The sequence below is a fragment of the Embleya sp. NPDC056575 genome (genome assembly GCF_042793325.1).
In the GTDB taxonomy this organism is placed as follows: Bacteria; Actinomycetota; Actinomycetes; order Streptomycetales; family Streptomycetaceae; genus Embleya.
On record NZ_JBHTVA010000020.1, the window covers coordinates 56,099 to 73,471 of the forward strand.

Sequence of the window (17,373 nt, forward strand, 5' to 3'; positions counted from 1 at the left end):
GTCACATCGCCACTCCGTTCCGCGACTGTTACCCCACGGATGGTGATCTTGTACCGGCCGCCGTGGCACTACCGCCGAGGCCGGGGCCGGATCCGGACGTGGAACCCGAAGGCGACACCACCCGCGGTCCCCGCCATCAGCGCACTCAGCAGCCATTCCCGACTGCACGCCGCGAGTACCGCGATCAGCACCGCGACCGCCGCCGGCGGCCCCCACAGGAACACCTCCCGGCGCGCGTCGCGACCGCGCTCCACCGCCATCCACGCCCTCTTCCGCCCGGATCGACACCGACCCGGCAAACACGCCGATCTCGGCGGCGCCGCCCCGAACACCCACCGAGGCATCGGCTGCGCGCAGTGTACGCGCGCGCCACCGACACCCCGTCGACCGCCGCGTCACCGGCGGGTCGCCCGACCCGGGGATCAGGCGAATCCCGCCACCGGCCGCGGCGTGTACGGGCGTTCCAGCCGGTCCACCTCGGCCGCCGTGAGGGTCAGCGACAGGGCCGCGACGGCGTCGTCCACGTGTACCGGCTTCCCGGCGCCCACGATCGGCGCGGTCACCCCGGGTCGGCTCGCGATCCACGCCAGCGCGACCCGGGCCCGCGATACCCCGCGCTCCTCGGCGATCTCGGCCACCGCCTCGACGATCGGGCGATCCGCCTCGCCGTACAGCGTTTTGCCGAACTCGTCGGTCTCGCTGCGAGCGCTGTCCGCGCCCCAGTCGCGGGTCAGTCGCCCCCGGGCCAGCGGGCTCCACGGGATCACCCCGACGCCCTGGTCCGCACACAGCGGCAACATCTCCCGCTCCTCCTCGCGGTAGAGCAGGTTGAGGTGGTTCTGCATGGAGACGAACCGGGTCCAGCCGTGCCGCTCGGCGGTGTACTGGGCCTTGGCGAACTGCCACGCGTACATCGAGGACGCGCCGATGTAGCGGGCCTTGCCGGCCTTGACCACGTCGTGCAGCGCCTCCATCGTCTCCTCGATGGGGGTCGCGGTGTCCCAGCGGTGGATCTGGTACAGGTCCACGTAATCCGTACCCAGTCGGCGCAGCGAGTTGTCGATCTCGGTCAGCACGGCCTTGCGGGAGAGCCCGGCCGCGTTCGGCCCCGGCCGCATCCGCCCGTTCAGCTTCGTGGCGATCACGATCTCGTCCCGCCGCGCGAAGTCCGCCAACGCGCGCCCGACGATCTCCTCGCTGGTCCCGTCGGAGTAGATGTTGGCCGTGTCGAAGAAGTTGATCCCGGCTTCCACGGCGCGCCGAATCAACGGCCGAGCCGCGTCCTCGGGCAGCGTCCACGGATGGCTGCCACGCTCGGGCACCCCGTAGCTCATACACCCGAGACAGATCCGCGAGACGTCCAACCCGGTGCTGCCGAGCTTCACATACTCCATAACCGCGCCACCTCTTCCCGTAGGCCCCGGACCGCCACGAACATATCCCGCGACCGCGAAACCCCCGGCCGGGGCCCGCCGAAACCGGATCGAAGGGGTGGGACGCCTCGGCCGACCGTCCCCCGTGCGGTCGGCCGGGGCGGGCTCGGGGGTGGTCAGGCCGGGATGCCGTCGCGTTGGTTGCGGGCCAGGACGGACAGGAGTTCGTAGCCGACGTGGGCCGCGGCGATGCCGGTGAGTTCGGCGTGGTCGTAGGCGGGGGCCACCTCGACGATGTCCGCGCCGACGACGTTCAGGCCCACCAGTCCGCGCAGGGTGTTGAGGAGTTCGCGGCTGGTCAGGCCGCCCGCTTCGGGGGTGCCGGTGCCGGGGGCGTGCGCCGGGTCCAGGACGTCGATGTCGACCGAGACGTACACCGGGCCGGTGCCGAGCCGGCGCCGCATCCGCTCGACCACCGACGCGACGGTGGCGTCCTGGTAGTCGTCGCTGTGCACGACCTGGAAGCCGAGCACGCCGTCCTCGCGCAGGTCGTCGGGGCCGTACAGCGGCCCGCGGATGCCCACGTGCAGGCAGCGGGTCGGGTCGAGCAGGCCCTCCTCCGACGCGCGGCGGAACGGCGTGCCGTGGGTGTACGGCTCGCCGAAGTAGGTGTCCCACGTGTCCAGATGCGCGTCGAAGTGCACCACCGCGACCGGCCCGTGCTCGGCGGCGACCGCGCGCAGCAGGGGCAGGGCGATGGTGTGGTCGCCGCCGATGGTGAGCAGTCGGGTGCCGCTCGCGGCGAACTCACGGGCGGCGGCTTCGAGCGTGGCGATCGCGGCGCCGATGTCGAACGGGTTGACCGCGATGTCGCCCGCGTCGGCGACCTGCAACTCGGCGAACGGCGACACGTCCAGCGCCGGGTTGTACGGCCGCAGCAGCTTCGAGGACGCGCGCACGTGCGCCGGACCGAAGCGGGCGCCGGGCCGGTAGCTGACACCGGTGTCGAACGGCACGCCCACGACGGCGACATCGACCCGCTCGACCTCGTCGGCGCGCGGCAGGCGCGCGAAGGTGGCGGGGCCCGCGAAGCGCGGAACGCGCGTGGCGTCGATGGGTCCCTGGGGGGCGCCGGTCATCGCTCGGTCCTTTCGGTGGTGTGCTCGTGCGAGTTCGAGTTCGAGATCACGTTCGAATCCGAGTCGGAGTTCGAGTCCGCGTCGGGTGCGGGAGGCGGGGGCGGTTCGAGCACCGGCCCGTACAGTTCGGGCCGTCGGTCCGCGAATACGTCGTTGTGGGCGCCGATCCGCTTGTCCCGGGCCTCGGTGAGTCGGCAGTGGGCGAGCAGCAGGTGTTCGCCGTCCTCGGCCGGCGGGCCGGCGAGGGGGAAGCCGTCCGGGTCGACGATGATCGAGCCGCCGACCCAGGACGTGCCGCGTTCGGGGCCGGCCCGGTCGCAGGCGGCGACGAACACCCGGTTCACCGCGGCGTTCGCCTGGACCCGGACGTCCTCCGCCGGCCGCTCGCCCGCCGGCCGGGGCGCGTACGGCCAGTTGACCGGCGCGCACAGCAGATCCGCGCCGCGCAGGGTCGCGGTCCGCACCCATTCGGGGAACTCGACGTCGTAGCAGACCAGTACCCCGATCCGGCCCGCGTCGGTCTCCACCACCGGCGGCAACGCGTCGCCGGGCACGAAGAGTTCGCCCTCGCGGCCCCACAGGTGCGCCTTGCGGTAGCACGCCCGTACGCCGCTCGCGTCGACCAGGACGGCCGAGTTGCGGATCGCGCCGTCGGCGTCGCGTTCGGCGAACCCGCCGACCACGATCACCCCGAGCCGCCGGGCCGCCTCGTGCCAGCCGGTCACGGTCGGCCCGTCCACCGGCTCGGCGTAGCCCGCGGCCTCGGCGGCGTCGCGCATCACGTAGCCGCTGTTGGTCAGTTCGGGCAGGACGATCACGTCGGCGCCGGCCGCCGCGGCCCGCTCGATCGCGGCCAGCGCCGCGCGCCGATTGCCCTCGACGTCGCCGACGGACAGGGCGATTTGCGCGCAGGCCACCACGGTCGCCATCGCGTCGCCGGTACGGTCGCTCATGTCAGGCCCCCGACCGCGCGTCGGCGCCTTCGAGTTCGGCCTCGCTCGCGCGCTCGGCAGCGCGCTCCGCGGTCAGGTCCAGGTCGCGGCACAGCCAGGCGTACAGCGCTCCGCCGACCAGCAGTCCGACCACGAAGGACAGGTCCGCGCCGTCCAGCGCGTCGGCCACCGGGCCGGTGAAGAACGAGGTCTTGAAGAACGGGATCATCGCCGCGAAGCCGACCGCGTAGGCGGTCAGTCCGCGCCGGGACCAGCGCCCGTAGATGCCGCGCGGGTCGAAGATCGCGGTGACCGCGTAGTGCCCTCGACGGACGAGGTAGAAGTCGACGAGGTTGACCGCGGTCCACGGGATGAGGCCGTAGAGCATCATGAGGATGAAGTCGTTGAAACTGCCCAGGTAGTCCTCCGGCAGCACGATCGCCACCACGAAGACGATCGCCTCGATCGCCACGATGCCGATCACCCGCACCCGTACGGTCGGGCGCACCGGCCGGAACGCGTCGAGCGCGCTGGTCGTGGTGAGCATCGCGCCGTAGGCGTTCACCGCCATGATGCTGATCAGCGCGAGCGCGGACACCAGCACGGCGAACGTCCCGAAGCCCGGCACGATGTCGTTGCCCACCTGCCGCACCGCCGCGATCGCGTCCGGGTCCGGCAGCGCCGAGGCGAGCAGCGCGCCCAGCGACATCAGCCAGGCCGCGGAGCCCGCGGCGCCCGCGTACGTCCACCAGATCACCTTGCGCGCGGGCACGTCGGCGGGCAGGTAGCGGGAGTAGTCGGAGACGTAGACGGCGTAGCTGATCTGGTATCCGGCCGCGCCGGAGAAGACCACCAGGAACGCGGTCCAGGACATCCCGCCGCCGGCGGCGGGCGTGGACACGTCGAGGTTGACGATCGCGCCGATGCTGAGCACGCCGAACACGGCGATCAGGACGTACGTCAGCCAGCGCTGGACCAGGTGCAGCAGGTCGTGGCCGACCACGGCGAGCACGATCGCGATGGCGATCAGCACCGCGTACCAGAGCGTGGAACCGCCGGGCAGCACGGTCTGCAGGCCCTGGGTGGCCAGCACCACGTTGAAGACGTTGAAGCCGACGTAGACGAACACGACCGCGACGAACGGCACGATCGCGCCGCGGATGCCGAACTGGGCGCGCGACTGGATCATCTGCGGCAGGCCCATCCGCGGGCCCTGGTTGGCGTGGAACGCCATGAAGAAGGTGCCGAAGCAGGCGCCGAGCACCACCGCCAGGATCGACCAGCCCAGGCCCAGGCCGAGGGCGGGGCCGATGAAGCCGGTGACCATCGTGGTCAGCACGAAGTTGCCGGTGAACCAGAACGGACCCTGGTGCCAGACCCTGCCGTGCCGTTCCCGGGCGGGGACGTAGTCGATCGAGCGGGTCTCGATCGCCACGCCGCCGGGGCGGGGCCCGGGGGCGGACGCGGTGTCGGGGGTGCTCGCGGCCCGTACGGCCGTCGCGGGCGCAGAGGCGGAGCGAGCGGCGGCCGGGGCTGCGCGTGATGGCCTGGTGGCGTCCATGGGCTCTCCTGCGGTCCTGCGTCCTGCGCGGTCGACACGTCGGGGTCGACGGTCGGTGGGTGACGCCTGAAGGTACGCCCGGTTAACAACCGTAAACGATCGATATGATGTCGAATCTGATTGGCGAGGGTGGACACTATGTCCATGCCCATATCGCACTCGACCGACCTTCCCGGCGTTCTGCGCATTTCCGACCTGGTGGCCCTCCCCGAATTGCGCCTGGCCGTGGTGTCCGGTGCCGAGCGCCTGGACCGCCGGGTCGAGGCCGCGCATGTGTCCGAGCTGCTCACCCCCGGGCAGTGGCTTCAGGGCGGCGAGCTGTTGATGACGATCGGCCTGCTGCTGCCGATGACCGATCGGGACTGCGCCGCGTACGTGCGCGATGTCGCGGGTGCGGGCGCCTGCGCGCTGGTCCTCGGCCTGGGGCGGGAGCTGCCCCACCAGCGGGCGCCGGAGCCGCTGATCCGGGCCGCCGGGGATGCCGGGCTGCCGCTGCTCACCGTGCCCGACGAGGTGCCGTTCATCGCGGTCACCAAGGCGGTCTTCGCGGCCCGGGCGGCGCAGCAGCGGTTGGCCCTGGAGCACGCCTTCGAGGCGCAGCGGCGGTTGACCATCGCGGCGGCGTCGGGCAATGGCGTGCTGGCCACGCTGCGGGCGTGGCGGGTGGCGACCGGGGTGGACGCGATCGTCGCCGACCCGGTGGGCCGGCTGGTCGCGGACAGTCTGGCGGGCCCGCCCGAGGCGCCGGGGGCCGACGGCTCGCCGGACGCGGTGGCGCTGCTGGCCGCCAGTACCGATCTGATCCGCCGGGTGGCCGCGCGCGGGCTGCACGGCAGCGGGAGCAGCAGCGACGCCGAGGGGGTGCGGGTGGAGGTGCAGCCGCTGGGCGCCCGGCGGCTGCGCGGGCTGCTGGTGCTGGCGGGGCCGGTGGAGTCGGCGGCTCGGCTGCTGGTGTCCGGGCTGGTGTCCCTGCTGTCCTTGGAGCTGGAGCGGCGGCATCTGGCCGACGAGCCGGTACGTCGCCGGCGGGCCGCGTTGTTGGGCCGGCTGCTCGCTCCGGGGACCACGGCCGAGCAGGCGCGGGACGTACTGGCGGCGGCGGGGCTGGCGGCGGGGTCGGTGCGCGGGGTGGTGGTGGGTCTCGACGTGGGGCCGGGGGACGGCGGGGATCCGGCGGTGGGGGACGCGGCGGACGCGGCCGAACTGGCGGCCGATCTGGCTCTGGCGTTGCCCGGCGGGCTGGTCCGGGTGGCGGGCGGGGTGGTGGAGGCGGTGTTCGGGGCGGATCTGGACGTGTACGCCATCCTCGGCCGGTTCGCGCCCGGGCGGCCGGCGGGCGTCGGGCCGGCGGTCGAGCCGGACGCGGCCGGGTCGTCGATCCGCCAGGCCCGCAGTCTGCTGGCGGTCAGCCGGGCGGCGGGGCATCCGGTGGAGGCCCGGCACGGGACCGCGAGCCGGTTGCTGCTGGGGCTTGCGGACGCGCGCACGCTGGCGGGCTACGCGGACGCCGTGCTGGGGCCGATCGATGCCGCCGATCCGGGGGGCGAGTTGGTCGCGACGCTGGCCGTGTGGCTGGAGACGGGCGGGTCGTGGGACGAGACGAGTCGGCGGCTGGACGTGCATCGGCACACCGTGCGCAATCGGGTGGACAAGGCGATGCGGGTGGCCGGGCGGCGGGTGGAGAGTGGGGACGATCGGTTCGATCTGTGGCTGGCGGCCCGCATCCGTCGCGACAGTCCGGGTTGATCGTCCCCACACTCGGCCGTGGGGCGGCTTTTGGCCTCAAACGCCGGCCGGGCTTTTGGCCTCATATGCCGGCCCGGCTCTTTGGCCTCGAACGCCGGCCGGGCTGTTTGGTTCAGGTGCCGACCGGGCTGCTTGGGCTCGACTGCCGAACCGGATGCTTGGTTCGAGTGACGGTTCGGCTGATCGGGGGCCGGGGTGGTCCAGGGTCAGCCGACTACCGCTGGGGCGGATTCGTTGGGGCCGGTCGAGGTGTTGGGCTTGGTGGGTTGGAGTCTCCTGGTTTTGGTGGGGGTTTCCGAGTCGAGGTGGCCGCCGTCCGGGGCGGGGGGCGTGTTGCGGGTGAGCAGGTTGTCGAGGGCGAAGCTGCCGGCTCCGAAGACGACGATCAGGAGCAGGGACCAGCAGAACAGCACGGACAGTTCGCCGCCGTTCTGCAGCGGCCACAGGTCCTCCTTCTGGTGCTCGGTGAAGTAGGCGTAGGCCATCGAGCCGGAGGACAGGAACGCGGCGGCGCGGGTGCCCAGCCCGAGCAACACCAGCCCTCCGCCGACGAGTTGAATGACTGCCGCGTACCAGCCGGGCCACTCGCCCGCGGGGACGGTGCCGCGCCCGGTGTCCGGGAAGCCGAACAACGACGCGGCGCCGTGGCAGGTGAACAGCAATCCGATGACGATTCGGAACAGCCCGAGGACATGGGGTTTCGCCGATTCGACGGCGGCGTGCGGAACTGGGGACATCGGACGCTCCTGGGGGACGGATGCGGGAGATTGGTCCAGACCAGATTCGAGCGGCCGGCCCGGTAGCGACAATGCCGGACTCCGCAACTGTCACAAAATGGCACAGCGCCCGCGTGGACACCGAGGGCCGAACGGGCGACGCTGCCGGTGCCGCCGACTTCCGGGACGGCGGACACCGCTCCCGGGCCGTCGCGCCCGGGAGCGGCGCGCGAACCGGCCTCGGGCGGCGCCCGATCCGCCCCCGACGGGCGCCGGCGCCGAACACCTCTGCCGGCGCGCGCCATCGGTCGGCGCCGGCGCGCAATTGCCCGGCAACCCCCTTTCACCGGGCTTTCGTTCGTTCTGCGGATCGGCTCGGACATCCCGGCCATCCGGTCGGTTCACCGTCGCCGAAGGCCGCCCCGCACCCCGGCCGTCGGCGACCTCGACGGGTGACGTGACGGTGACAACAGGGGAGCAACGAGACCCAAGTTTCGTTTGACGTTCGGTGGATTCGCAGGGACAGTGTGTGTGCGCACCGATGCGAACAGTTGCCCCAGCCGCTATCGGGCGTTTCCTGGTCGACCCCGCACCCCCTTGCGAGGAGTGATCCGTTCATGGGCGTTTTTGCGGCGAAAGCTCACGACCGAATGATCCCGGAGCGGTGGGCCGACTGTCCGAGGGCGCCGCATCGGGGCTCGAACTCCCGCACCTGGGCCGCCACTTGGTCTCGCGGGAGCCGGCCGCATCCCGTGCCCTGATGCCTCGGGCCCGCATCCGCCCCGAGCGGCCATGACCCGCTCACGGACACCCGCCCTCCCGGACACCGGTCCGGATCGTGTCGGGGCCCGGCACCGGGTGACCGGAATGTCCGCGAACCGGAAGCGGAGGCGCCGCTACCGGCCGATCGGGACCCGATCGGCCCGGACCGGGCGCGAACCCCCATCGGATCCGCCGATCCCGGACCACCCCGTCCCGGACCGGCCCACGACCCACCGGCCGCCGGAACCGACCGCGTCGACGCCGCCGCAACCCTTCGCCCGCGGCTCGCCCGCGGGCCCGCTCGTCGCAAGTCCTCCCCCGCCGACCATCGTTCAGGGATCACTACCCGTGTTGCGATTACTCCGCCGTCCCGCTCACGTCGCCCACGCGACCCGCGCCGGCCGGCCGAACCGGCTCCTCCCGACGTCCGCCGCACCCCGTCGGATCGCGGCCGTGACCGCCGGTCCGCGGCACCCGTCGACGCCGAACCCGCCCGCGCACACCCGATCGGGCACGAGGGGCGAACACGGATGATGAGGATACGTCCCTCCCGCAAGGCGAGCGCGGCCGAGGCGAGCGCGGCACAGCCGACCGCCGACGTGCCGCCCGACGCCTCGCCGCCCACCGGCACGGTCTTCGCGTCGCCGCCCGCCGTCGACCCGAACTCCCGTCCTCCGCTGCGGATTCGATTCGTCGCCCGGATCCGGCCCCGGGTCCGGCCCCGGGTCCGCGGGCTGATCACGCTCATGGTCGTCGTGCCCTCCGCGGGCATGGTCTTCTTCGCCGGATCCGCGATCCTGGACATGGTCGAGCAGGCTCGGGCCGCCGACCACGCGCACGACCTGGTCCGCGTCTCCGCCGACGCGGGCGAGGTGGGCCGCCGGCTCCAGGCCGAAAGCGCCGCCGCGGTCACCCTGCTCTCGCGCGGCCCCGGACCGATCACCAGCGCCGACTACCGCACCGCGATCGCCGCGAGCGAGACCGCCATCCGCCGCTACCAGGACCGCCGTCGCGGCCTGGAACCCGTCTCCACCGCCGAACGCGACGCGCTGGCCGCCGTCGACGTCGCGCTGCGCGGCCTGCCGGGCCTGCGCGTGCAGGTCGACCAGCGCGGTGTGGCCACCTCGGCGGCGGCCGTGCGCTATTGGGCCTGGATCGGCACCACCGTGGACCTGCGCGCGCGGGTCGCCCTCGACCCGGGCGTGTCCGGCGAGACCGCCGGCCGGCTGCGCGCGATCACCGCGCTCGCCCAGGCCCGGGCCGCGCTCGGCCAGCAACAGGTCACCGTGCTGCGCTCGTTGGGCGCCGACCCGCTCGGCGGCCCGGTCCTCAAGGCCTCCTCCACCGCGCGCGCCGCGCACGACCAGGCGCTGGAGGCGTTCGCGGTGACCGCGCCGTCGAAGTGGCGCGAACAACTGGCCCGATCGTTGTCCGGCCCGGAGATGATCCGCGTCGCGCAGACCGAGGACGCGCTCGCGCGCGGCCCGCTCGAACCCGAGATCTGGCGCGCGGCGCTGGCCGAACGGGCCGACCGCCTATGGTCGGTGGAGCAGGAGGCCGACGCCGACGTGGCCCGCGAGGTGGCCGATGTGGCCGACCACCGGTGGTGGCTGGCCGGCATCCAGGGCGCGGTGCTGATCGGCGCGGTGCTCGCCGCCGCCGCGGCCGCCGCCTGGCTCGGCCGACTGCTGCACCGGCGCCTGCGGACCCTGGCCGAGCGGGTCACCGTGATGACGCAGGAGACGCTGCCCGCCGTCGAGGCCGACCTGCGCCGGCGCGACGCGCTGGCCCCGCACGAGACGGGTCGGGCGTACGCGCTCAAGATGCTCGGCGCCAAGCCCGAACGCGAGCGCGGCGCCGACGAGATCGCCGACCTGGCCCGCGCGCTGACCACCCTCGCGTACAGCACGGTCGAGCACAGCGCCTCGCTGGTGCTGGCCCAGCGCGAGTACAACGACGCGCTCGGCGACGTCGCCCGGCGCATCCGGGTGCAGACCAGTCGGGTCAGCAGCGCGCTCGACCGGCTCCAGGAATCCAATCTGACGGTCGATCAGCTCGGTACGGTCTTCGAGGTCGACCACGGCAACGAGGGCACCAAGCGGCTCGCCGACTCGATCGCCGTGCTCAGTGGGCAACCGCCGAACCGGCTGTGGCCGGACACCCCGCTCTACGAGGTGGTCCGCGCCGGCGCCCAGCGGGTGACCAGCTACGAACGCCTGCCTGACATCGCGTTCAAGGGCATCCCGACTTCGGTCACCCTCGCCGGCGACACGGTCGGCGCGGTCACTCAGATCATCGGCGAGATCGTCGACAACGCGGCCCGCTTCTCCGGCCGGCACGAGGTGGAGATCACCGCCGCGCGCACCGAGGCGGGCGTGTTGGTACGGATCCTGGACCAGGGCGTCGGCCACCACGACCCGGACCTGCTCAACCGGCGGCTCAAGGCCGACGTGGACGCGCTGCCGTCGCTGCGCCAGACCGGTCTGACCGTGGTCGCGCTCCAGGCCCGCCCGCTGGCCATCGACGTCGAACTGCGGCCCGGCACCGAGGGCGGCACGGTCGTCGACATCGTGCTGCCGCACGCGATCATCGCCTCCGTCGGCCGACACCGCCGCCGGGTGGACAGCGGCGCCCGGCCGATCGCACCGCGACCCGCGCCCGCCGCCATCGGCGTCGGCGCCAACGGCGGCGGCCCGAACGCGGGCGACCCCCACAGCCCCTTCGCGAGCGGCCCCAATGGCCGCGGCCCGTTCGCGAGCGGCCCCAACGGCCACAGCCCCTTCGCGGACGGCCCGTACCCGCTCACCGCCAACGGCAGCGGCCCCGCCGACGCGCTCGGCGACACCGCGAACGGCGCCGACCCGCACCTGCCCGGCCCGATCTCCGGCGGCCCGCTCCCCGCCAACCTCGCGCCCGAGTTGACCGCCCAGGGCCTGCCACGGCGGGCACGGCGCACGGGCCAACCGACCCAGTTCCGTCGTAGCGCCCCACCCACCCGTGACATCGCGCAGGCCAGCGCCGCCGCCGCCTCCTTCGGCCGCGGCGCCCGCGATCTGCCCTTCACCCGGACCCCCAAGGAATCCCCATGACCGAGCCCGCCGTCGACCAGAGCGTGCTCGACGACTTCATGCGCCAGTTCGTCCACGACCACGCACCCGACGTGTTGCACGCGGTGGCCGCCAGCGGTGACTCGCTGCTGGTCGCCCAGGCCGCGCTGCCCGGTCGAATACGCCCCGACGAGGCGTCGCAGGCGGCATGGCTCGCGAACGCCGAGAAGATCGCGTCGAGCGCGCCCGGAGCCCTGCTCATGCAGGACTACAGCGCCGACCTGATGGGCCTGGGGCCGGTCAGTGTGCTGATGTCGCAGGCCGAGCACGGCCTGCTGCTCACCATGGGCAACACCGCTCCGGGCCCGGACGGACAGGTCCACCCCTCCGCGCTGATCGTGGCGACCACCTGGAACGCCGACGTCGGCGAGCTGATCCGGGCGATGCACGCGTTGATGGAGCGGGTCGGCCCCTCGCTGACCCCGCTCGCGCGCGGCCGCGGCCTCCAGCCGCAACCCACGCGCATGCCCGCCCCCAGCCGGGTCTTCTGATCCGAACGGCCCGGCTGCCCCACCGAGCGATCCGGCCATCCGCCCGGGTCGCCCGGCGTACTCGCGCGCCCGGCCCACCGGCCGATCCGGCGCATCGCGCCCCGCGTGGCTCCCGCACGTCCCGGGACGCACCCGAGATCCGCGTCCCGCGCCGTCGCGGGTGAGCCGCCGAACCGAGAGGGGGTTCGACCCGTATCGCGCGCCCGATTTCGCGCACCCCGTTTCGCGCATCCGGCCCGCGCCACGACGGTCGGCACCCGGCCCGTCCGGCGGCACCCCGTCCACGCTCCTTCCGTCCGTGCTCTTCCAGTCCGAGAGAGAGACCGACATGCGCAGCTCGATTCGTAGACGGATCCGCTCCACTCGCACCCCCGTGGCCCTCGCCACCGGGCTCCTCCTCGTGCTGTCCGCGTGCTCGGGCAGCGCGGCCGGGAACGACAAGGGCAAGGCCGCCGACGAGGTGGCCAAGATCGGCCTGCTCACCCCGGCCACCGGCCCCTACGCCGCGGTCGGCGAGGACACCCGCGCCGGCCTCGAGCTGTACCGGGACACGCACGGCGGCAAACTCGGCGGCCTCAAGGCGGACATCGTGGTGCGCGACGAGGGCGCGGGACCGCCGACCGCCGTTCCGGCCGCCACCGAACTGGTCAAGCAGCAGAACGTGTTGGCCGTCACCGGCATCGTCAGCGGCGGCAGCGTGGCCGGCGTGTTGCCGATCGCCGCCGCCAACAACACCGCGCTGATGGGCGTGGCCGGTCGCCCCGAATTCCCCGACCCCAAACTGACCGCGCACGTCTGGTCGTTCAACACCCAGTCCTACGAGGCCGGCGCCGCCGCCGGGCCCTGGGTCAAGGAACACGTCAACGGCCCGGTCTACGCGATCGGCCCGGACTACCAGGGGGGCTGGGACCAACTCAAGGGCTTCACCGAGTCGTTCACCAAGGCCGGTGGCACGCTGGCCAATCCGGACGGCAAGACCACGTTCACCCCGTTCCCCGGCACGCAGAACTTCCTGCCCTACCTGAACAAGATCGCGCAGAGCGGCGCCAAGGCGGTCTACACCTTCTACGCCGGCACCGCGGCGGTCGACTTCGTCAAGCAGTACCGGGCGTCCGAGGCTGCCAAACTCCCGCTGTACGCGAGTGGTCCGCTGACCGAGGGACGTCAGCTCGACGCCCAGTCCGACGCCGCCGCCGGCATCACCACCTTCGCCACCTACGGCGCGGATCTGGACAACCCGGCGAACCGCGCCTTCGTCGCCGCGTGGCAGCAGCGCCACCCCGACCGCAGCCCGACGATCTACGCGGTCGCCGCGTGGGACATCGCCCGCTCCCTGGACAGCGCCATCGGGTCGGTCCGCGCCCAGAAGAAGCCGCTCACACCCGAGGCGGTGAACACCGCCCTGGGCAATGTCGGTCAGATCGACAGCCCGCGCGGCGTGATGCAGCTGAACCCGGCCACCCATTCGCCGGTGCAGCAGTGGTACCGCTTCGAGGTGCGCAACGACGGTCCCAAGCGGGCCAATGTCGCGGTCGAGCAACTGGCCGTGCTGGGCGGCTGATCCGCCCTCCCTCCCACCCTCCACCCCACCCACGCGAGGAGCCGGCCTTGTACGCGTTCGCCGAAGCCGACGACATCACCTACCAGTTGGAAACCCTGCAACGCCTGCTCGACCCGACCACCCGAATGGTGCTGGACTCGCTCGACACCCCGACCGGCCAGGAGTGGCTGGAGATCGGGTACGGCCTGGGCAGCATCGCCCGCGAACTCTCCCGCCGGATCGGCCCGTCCGGCGCCGTGCACGCCACCGACCTGGCCGCACGCTCGGTGTCGGCGCCGACGGGTGGCGCGCCCATCCACACCTTCCCGCTCGACCTGCGCACCGACACCCTGCCGCCGCGCCCGTTCCTGGGCATCCACGGCCGGCTGGTGCTGCTGCACATCCCCGAGCGTCGGGAGATTCTGACCCGCCTGGTCGAGGCCCTGGAACCGGGCGGCGTACTGGTTTTGGAGGACTGGTTCTGCCCGACCGCCCCACGCGTGCTGAACTGCGCCGATTCGACCGATGCCAAGATCTTCACCGAGGTGGTCGAGGGCATCCTGGCGGTGCTGCGCAACCGGGGCGCCGACCTCGAATGGGCGGCGTCCACGCACGAGGCGTTCGCCGAGGCGGGGTTGACCGGGATCCGGGCGGTGCGTACCGAACCCGATTGCGCGGGTCCGGGCCCGGCACACCGCCTGTACGCCTGCAATGCCCGGCAGCTTCGACCCCAACTGCTCGCGTTGGGTGTGGCCGATGAACTCCTGGACCGCTTCCAGGAGATCGTGCTCCAACCGGACCTGGTCACCACGGGTTGGCGGCTGATCTCCACGGTCGGCACCAAGCCGGGCGAGCACTGACCGTCGACACCGGACCGGCCGACCACCCAGCGCCGGCACCGCGTTCGACCACCTTCCGGCCCGAAGCCGGCCGGCTTCGGGCCGGCGGCGTATGCGCCCGGCACCGACGCGTGCGGTGCCGGCCCGTCACAGGTGGTGGAACGTCGGGTGCGGGTGCATCAGGAAGTCGTGGTGGGAGATGTTCCACGCGTAGGCGCCGGCCATCGCGAACACGACGCGGTCGCCGACCGCCAGCCGGGCGACCGGTCGGCGGCGGGCGAACACGTCCTTGGGGGTGCACAGTTGGCCGACCAGGGTGACCTCGGCGGCGGTCGTCCGCGGGCGCGGCCACGGATGCGGCCACGGGTGTGGGCTCTCCAGGACCGCGAAGGGCTGGTCGTGTCCCTTGGCCGCGGGCGTGCGCAGGTGGTGGGTGCCGCCGCGGAGCACCGCGAAGGCCGCGCCGTGGCTGTGCTTGAGGTCCAGCACCTCGGTGGCGTACCAACCGCAGTAGGCGGTCAGCGCCCGACCCGGTTCGATGCGCAGGGACAAGTCCGCCCGGTCGACCAGGATTTCGGCCAGCCCGGCGCCCAGGCGGTACCAGTCGAAGCGGGCGGTGGGGTCGGTGTAGTCGACCGCCATGCCACCGCCGACGTTGACCTCGGGCAGGCAGACGCGGTGCCGCTCGGCGACCGTTCGGGTCCAGTCGACGATCCGCGCGGCGACGGCTACCTGGGTGTCCGCGTCCAGCCCACTGGCCAGGTGCGCGTGGATCCCGCGCACCCGGACCCGGCCGGCGTCCGGACCGCGCAGCAGGTGCAGGCACGCCTCGGCGTCGTCCGGGTCCAGGCCGAACGGGGACGGATCGCCGCCCATGGTCAGCGCGGCGCCGCGCAACAGGGCGCCGTCCAGGGGCAGGTTGACCCGCAGCAGTACATCGACGTCGCGGTCGGGCGTATGCCGGGTGGCCAGCACGATCAGGCGGTGCAGTTCGGCCCGGCTCTCCACGTGGATGCGCTCGACGCCCGCCCGCAGCGCGGCGATCAGCTCGGCGTCGGTCTTGCCCGGGCCGCCGAAGGCGATCCGGGCATCGGGCACGTGGGCGCGTACATGGGCGAGTTCACCGCCCGAGGAGACCTCGAAGCCGTTCACCGTACCGTCCAGCGCGGTCAGGATCTCCGGCGTCGGGTTGGCCTTTGCCGCGTAGTACACCTCGACCCGCTCGGGCAGCGCGGCGCGCACCGCCGCCGCGTGTGCCCGCAGCCCGGTCCGGTCGTACAGGTACGCGGGCAGCGCCTCGGGGGCGAGGTCGGTGACGTGGGCGCGGATGTGCGGGGGGATCATCGGGTGCTCCGGACGGGGGCGCGGGGTGTGCCGTCGGGGATCGGCTCGACCGGCGGCGCGGGAATGCGGACGTACTCCGCCTCGCGGTCGGCGCGCCGTTCCCAGCGGGCGAGGAGGTTGGCCTTGGCGGGCAGCGGCGCGCCCGCGAGCAGCGCGCGCAGTTGTTCGGGATCACCGTGTTCGGCGGCGCATTCGGCCAGGACCGCGCGGACCTGTTCCCAGCAGCGGGCCTCCAGGTGCGGATGGACGTCGACCAGCGCGGCGAGCATTTCGGCGATGTTGTTGACCAGCAGGCAGTAGACCACCCGGTCCCAGCCGCGCCGGGCGTCGTAGGTCATCGGCGCGGCCACCGACGGTGGCAGTGCGGCCAGCACGGCGGCGTGCGGCCCGGGGAGCAGCTTGGTCCCCTCCATGTCGCGCATCAGCACCTGCCGGGGTCGACCGCCGGCGTCCACCGCGACCAGGACGTTCTGGAGGTGCGGTTCCAGGACCACGCCGTGCGCGAAGTAGTGGGCCAGCACCGGCGGGACGAGCAGCCGCAGGTAGTCCTCCCACCAGCGCAGCGCCTCGTCGGGCCCGGCGCCGTCGAGCAGTCGGGACAGGTGCGCGGACCCGGTCGGGTATTCGGCCGCGACGGCGGCGGCGAGCAGCGGCGTGGTTGTGGGCCGCAGCCGTGCGTCGAGCCCGTCGCGGACGATCACCCCGAAACCTTCGAGGAGTTCGGGGGCGAGGTCCGGCGACAGGCTGCGGTAGGCGGGCTCGCCGAGGATGGTGAAGTCCGGGAAACGCGCGGCGGTGCGGGCCGCGATCGGGGCCAGCGCCCGGGTGAGCGCGACGGCGCCGGACAGTTCGTAGGCGGCGTTCTTGCGGACGCAGTTGGTGATGCGCACGTTCAGGCTGAATTTGAGGAACACTCCGGCGCCGGCGAGGGTGCGTACCGACGCGGTCGCGGCGAAGCGGGGGCCGGCCTCGCCCAGGTCTCGGATGTCGCCGCGGAGCAGTGCGGCGCGCAGGCGCGGGTGGCCGGCGAGGAGTTCGTACTGCCACGGGTGTGCGGGCAGCAGGGTGTAGCCGGCCGGAACCGGGCCGAGCCGGTCCAGGACGGCGGTGTCGGCGGCGGATATGCGTTCCTGGGCGACGAGTTCGCCGCGTACGGCCAGGTGTCGCAGCCGGAACTCGGCGCGGGCCTCGGGGGCGTAGGCGGCCCAGGTGGTCGGGTCGGTGCCGCGTGCCTTGGGGGTGGGGTGGAAGCGGTGTCCGAACAGCAGCGCCTGTTCCGACTCCAGGTAGCGCGACGCGGGAGGCGCGGCGCGGCGGGCCAGCCCGGCGGCCACGCCCGCGTGGCTGGACGCGAGTTGGCCCAGGAACTCGTCGTTGGGCACACCGGTACGCGTGCCCAGTTCGCGGTGCACCCGCCGGCCCAGCTCGGACCAGGACAGCGCATGCCAGCCGGGCCCGCGTCGTTCGCTCACCGGCCCGGTGAAGCGGTGGTCGCCGAGGAGGGAGGTGCGTCGCAGCCGGACCCGCAGTTCGGTACCGGATCGGGCCAGCCACAACCGCAGGTGACCGCCGTCGGGCTCGACCACGCTGTGCCGTTCGGGGCCGCAGACCTCCCGAAGCAGGCAGTTGAGCAGGGTGTGCGCGACGGCGTCGTCGGCCGAGGGCGGCGCGGGCGGGGCCTGGGCGGCGGGGGCCGCGGTGGTCGTGGGTCGGGCCGACTGCGGCGACATGGGCGACTCCGGCGGTTCTTGGCAGGTGCGAGGTGCGAGGTGCGGGATGCGCGGTGTGCGGCTCGGGGCCGTGGGGTGGGCGGGCTGCTCCGG

The 17,373-nt window shown here is 73.3% G+C and carries 13 protein-coding genes; 5 read left to right on the top strand and 8 right to left on the bottom strand.

The annotated features are described in order from the left end of the window. Positions 1 to 68 precede the first annotated feature (68 nt). From ACFRCG_RS17935 to ACFRCG_RS17955, 5 genes are all read right to left on the bottom strand, one after another. Positions 69 to 260 (bottom strand): hypothetical protein, encoded by a 192-nt coding sequence (locus ACFRCG_RS17935; RefSeq protein WP_380032540.1) that lies wholly within the window; start codon positions 258 to 260, stop codon positions 69 to 71. Positions 261 to 422: 162 nt separating this feature from the next. Beyond that, complete coding sequence (locus ACFRCG_RS17940; RefSeq protein WP_380032542.1) at positions 423 to 1,394, bottom strand: aldo/keto reductase; 972 nt, start codon at positions 1,392 to 1,394, stop codon at positions 423 to 425. Between the two features lie 155 nt (positions 1,395 to 1,549). Continuing rightward, positions 1,550 to 2,512 (bottom strand): agmatinase, encoded by a 963-nt coding sequence (gene speB, locus ACFRCG_RS17945; protein WP_380032544.1) that lies wholly within the window; start codon positions 2,510 to 2,512, stop codon positions 1,550 to 1,552. Further along, positions 2,509 to 3,465: a nitrilase-related carbon-nitrogen hydrolase gene (locus ACFRCG_RS17950; RefSeq protein ID WP_380032546.1), complete on the bottom strand. Its 957-nt coding sequence runs from the start codon at positions 3,463 to 3,465 to the stop codon at positions 2,509 to 2,511. Before ACFRCG_RS17950 ends, speB begins: the two co-directional genes overlap by 4 nt. A gap of 1 nt (position 3,466) precedes the next feature. Beyond that, entirely contained in the window at positions 3,467 to 5,005 is a 1,539-nt protein-coding gene (locus tag ACFRCG_RS17955) for a purine-cytosine permease family protein (RefSeq protein WP_380032548.1), read from the bottom strand. A gap of 144 nt (positions 5,006 to 5,149) precedes the next feature. On the opposite strand from ACFRCG_RS17955, the gene ACFRCG_RS17960 reads away from it, so the two are divergent. After that, positions 5,150 to 6,751 carry a PucR family transcriptional regulator gene (locus tag ACFRCG_RS17960; RefSeq protein ID WP_380032550.1) on the top strand — a complete coding sequence of 534 codons (1,602 nt, stop codon included), beginning with the start codon at positions 5,150 to 5,152 and terminating at the stop codon, positions 6,749 to 6,751. A 206-nt stretch (positions 6,752 to 6,957) separates the two neighbouring features. Here ACFRCG_RS17960 and ACFRCG_RS17965 read toward each other — a convergent pair whose 3' ends face one another. Further along, entirely contained in the window at positions 6,958 to 7,488 is a 531-nt protein-coding gene (locus ACFRCG_RS17965) for a DoxX family protein (RefSeq protein WP_380032551.1), read from the bottom strand. Between the two features lie 1,271 nt (positions 7,489 to 8,759). On the opposite strand from ACFRCG_RS17965, the gene ACFRCG_RS17970 reads away from it, so the two are divergent. The 4 genes from ACFRCG_RS17970 to ACFRCG_RS17985 all read left to right on the top strand — a co-directional run bounded on the left by ACFRCG_RS17970 (position 8,760) and on the right by ACFRCG_RS17985 (position 14,227). Beyond that, complete coding sequence (locus ACFRCG_RS17970) at positions 8,760 to 11,318, top strand: nitrate- and nitrite sensing domain-containing protein (RefSeq protein ID WP_380032552.1); 2,559 nt, start codon at positions 8,760 to 8,762, stop codon at positions 11,316 to 11,318. After that, on the top strand, positions 11,315 to 11,827 hold the full coding sequence (locus ACFRCG_RS17975) for a hypothetical protein (RefSeq protein ID WP_380032553.1): 513 nt from the start codon (positions 11,315 to 11,317) through the stop codon (positions 11,825 to 11,827). The genes ACFRCG_RS17970 and ACFRCG_RS17975 overlap by 4 nt, the downstream gene beginning before the upstream one ends. Before the next feature lie 328 nt (positions 11,828 to 12,155). Then, positions 12,156 to 13,388, top strand: coding sequence for an ABC transporter substrate-binding protein (locus ACFRCG_RS17980; RefSeq protein ID WP_380032554.1), 1,233 nt, complete (start codon positions 12,156 to 12,158; stop codon positions 13,386 to 13,388). 47 nt (positions 13,389 to 13,435) lie between these two features. Beyond that, positions 13,436 to 14,227, top strand: a complete 792-nt coding sequence (locus ACFRCG_RS17985) for a class I SAM-dependent methyltransferase (protein WP_380007037.1) — start codon at positions 13,436 to 13,438, stop codon at positions 14,225 to 14,227. Between the two features lie 126 nt (positions 14,228 to 14,353). On the opposite strand, the gene ACFRCG_RS17990 is transcribed toward ACFRCG_RS17985, so the two are convergent. Then, complete coding sequence (locus ACFRCG_RS17990; protein WP_380032556.1) at positions 14,354 to 15,550, bottom strand: type III PLP-dependent enzyme; 1,197 nt, start codon at positions 15,548 to 15,550, stop codon at positions 14,354 to 14,356. Beyond that, the gene (locus tag ACFRCG_RS17995) at positions 15,547 to 17,280 is read right to left on the bottom strand and encodes an IucA/IucC family protein (protein WP_380032558.1); all 1,734 of its coding nucleotides are present in this window, start codon (positions 17,278 to 17,280) and stop codon (positions 15,547 to 15,549) included. Before ACFRCG_RS17995 ends, ACFRCG_RS17990 begins: the two co-directional genes overlap by 4 nt. Positions 17,281 to 17,373: the final 93 nt, after the last annotated feature.

Coding starts and splice junctions, on each gene's coding strand:
- ACFRCG_RS17935 (WP_380032540.1), bottom strand. CDS start 260: ATGGCGGTGGAGCGCGGTCGCGACGCGCGCCGGGAGGTGTTCCTGTGG.
- ACFRCG_RS17940 (WP_380032542.1), bottom strand. CDS start 1,394: ATGGAGTATGTGAAGCTCGGCAGCACCGGGTTGGACGTCTCGCGGATC.
- speB (WP_380032544.1), bottom strand. CDS start 2,512: ATGACCGGCGCCCCCCAGGGACCCATCGACGCCACGCGCGTTCCGCGC.
- ACFRCG_RS17950 (WP_380032546.1), bottom strand. CDS start 3,465: ATGAGCGACCGTACCGGCGACGCGATGGCGACCGTGGTGGCCTGCGCG.
- ACFRCG_RS17955 (WP_380032548.1), bottom strand. CDS start 5,005: ATGGACGCCACCAGGCCATCACGCGCAGCCCCGGCCGCCGCTCGCTCC.
- ACFRCG_RS17960 (WP_380032550.1), top strand. CDS start 5,150: ATGCCCATATCGCACTCGACCGACCTTCCCGGCGTTCTGCGCATTTCC.
- ACFRCG_RS17965 (WP_380032551.1), bottom strand. CDS start 7,488: ATGTCCCCAGTTCCGCACGCCGCCGTCGAATCGGCGAAACCCCATGTC.
- ACFRCG_RS17970 (WP_380032552.1), top strand. CDS start 8,760: ATGATGAGGATACGTCCCTCCCGCAAGGCGAGCGCGGCCGAGGCGAGC.
- ACFRCG_RS17975 (WP_380032553.1), top strand. CDS start 11,315: ATGACCGAGCCCGCCGTCGACCAGAGCGTGCTCGACGACTTCATGCGC.
- ACFRCG_RS17980 (WP_380032554.1), top strand. CDS start 12,156: ATGCGCAGCTCGATTCGTAGACGGATCCGCTCCACTCGCACCCCCGTG.
- ACFRCG_RS17990 (WP_380032556.1), bottom strand. CDS start 15,550: ATGATCCCCCCGCACATCCGCGCCCACGTCACCGACCTCGCCCCCGAG.
- ACFRCG_RS17995 (WP_380032558.1), bottom strand. CDS start 17,280: ATGTCGCCGCAGTCGGCCCGACCCACGACCACCGCGGCCCCCGCCGCC.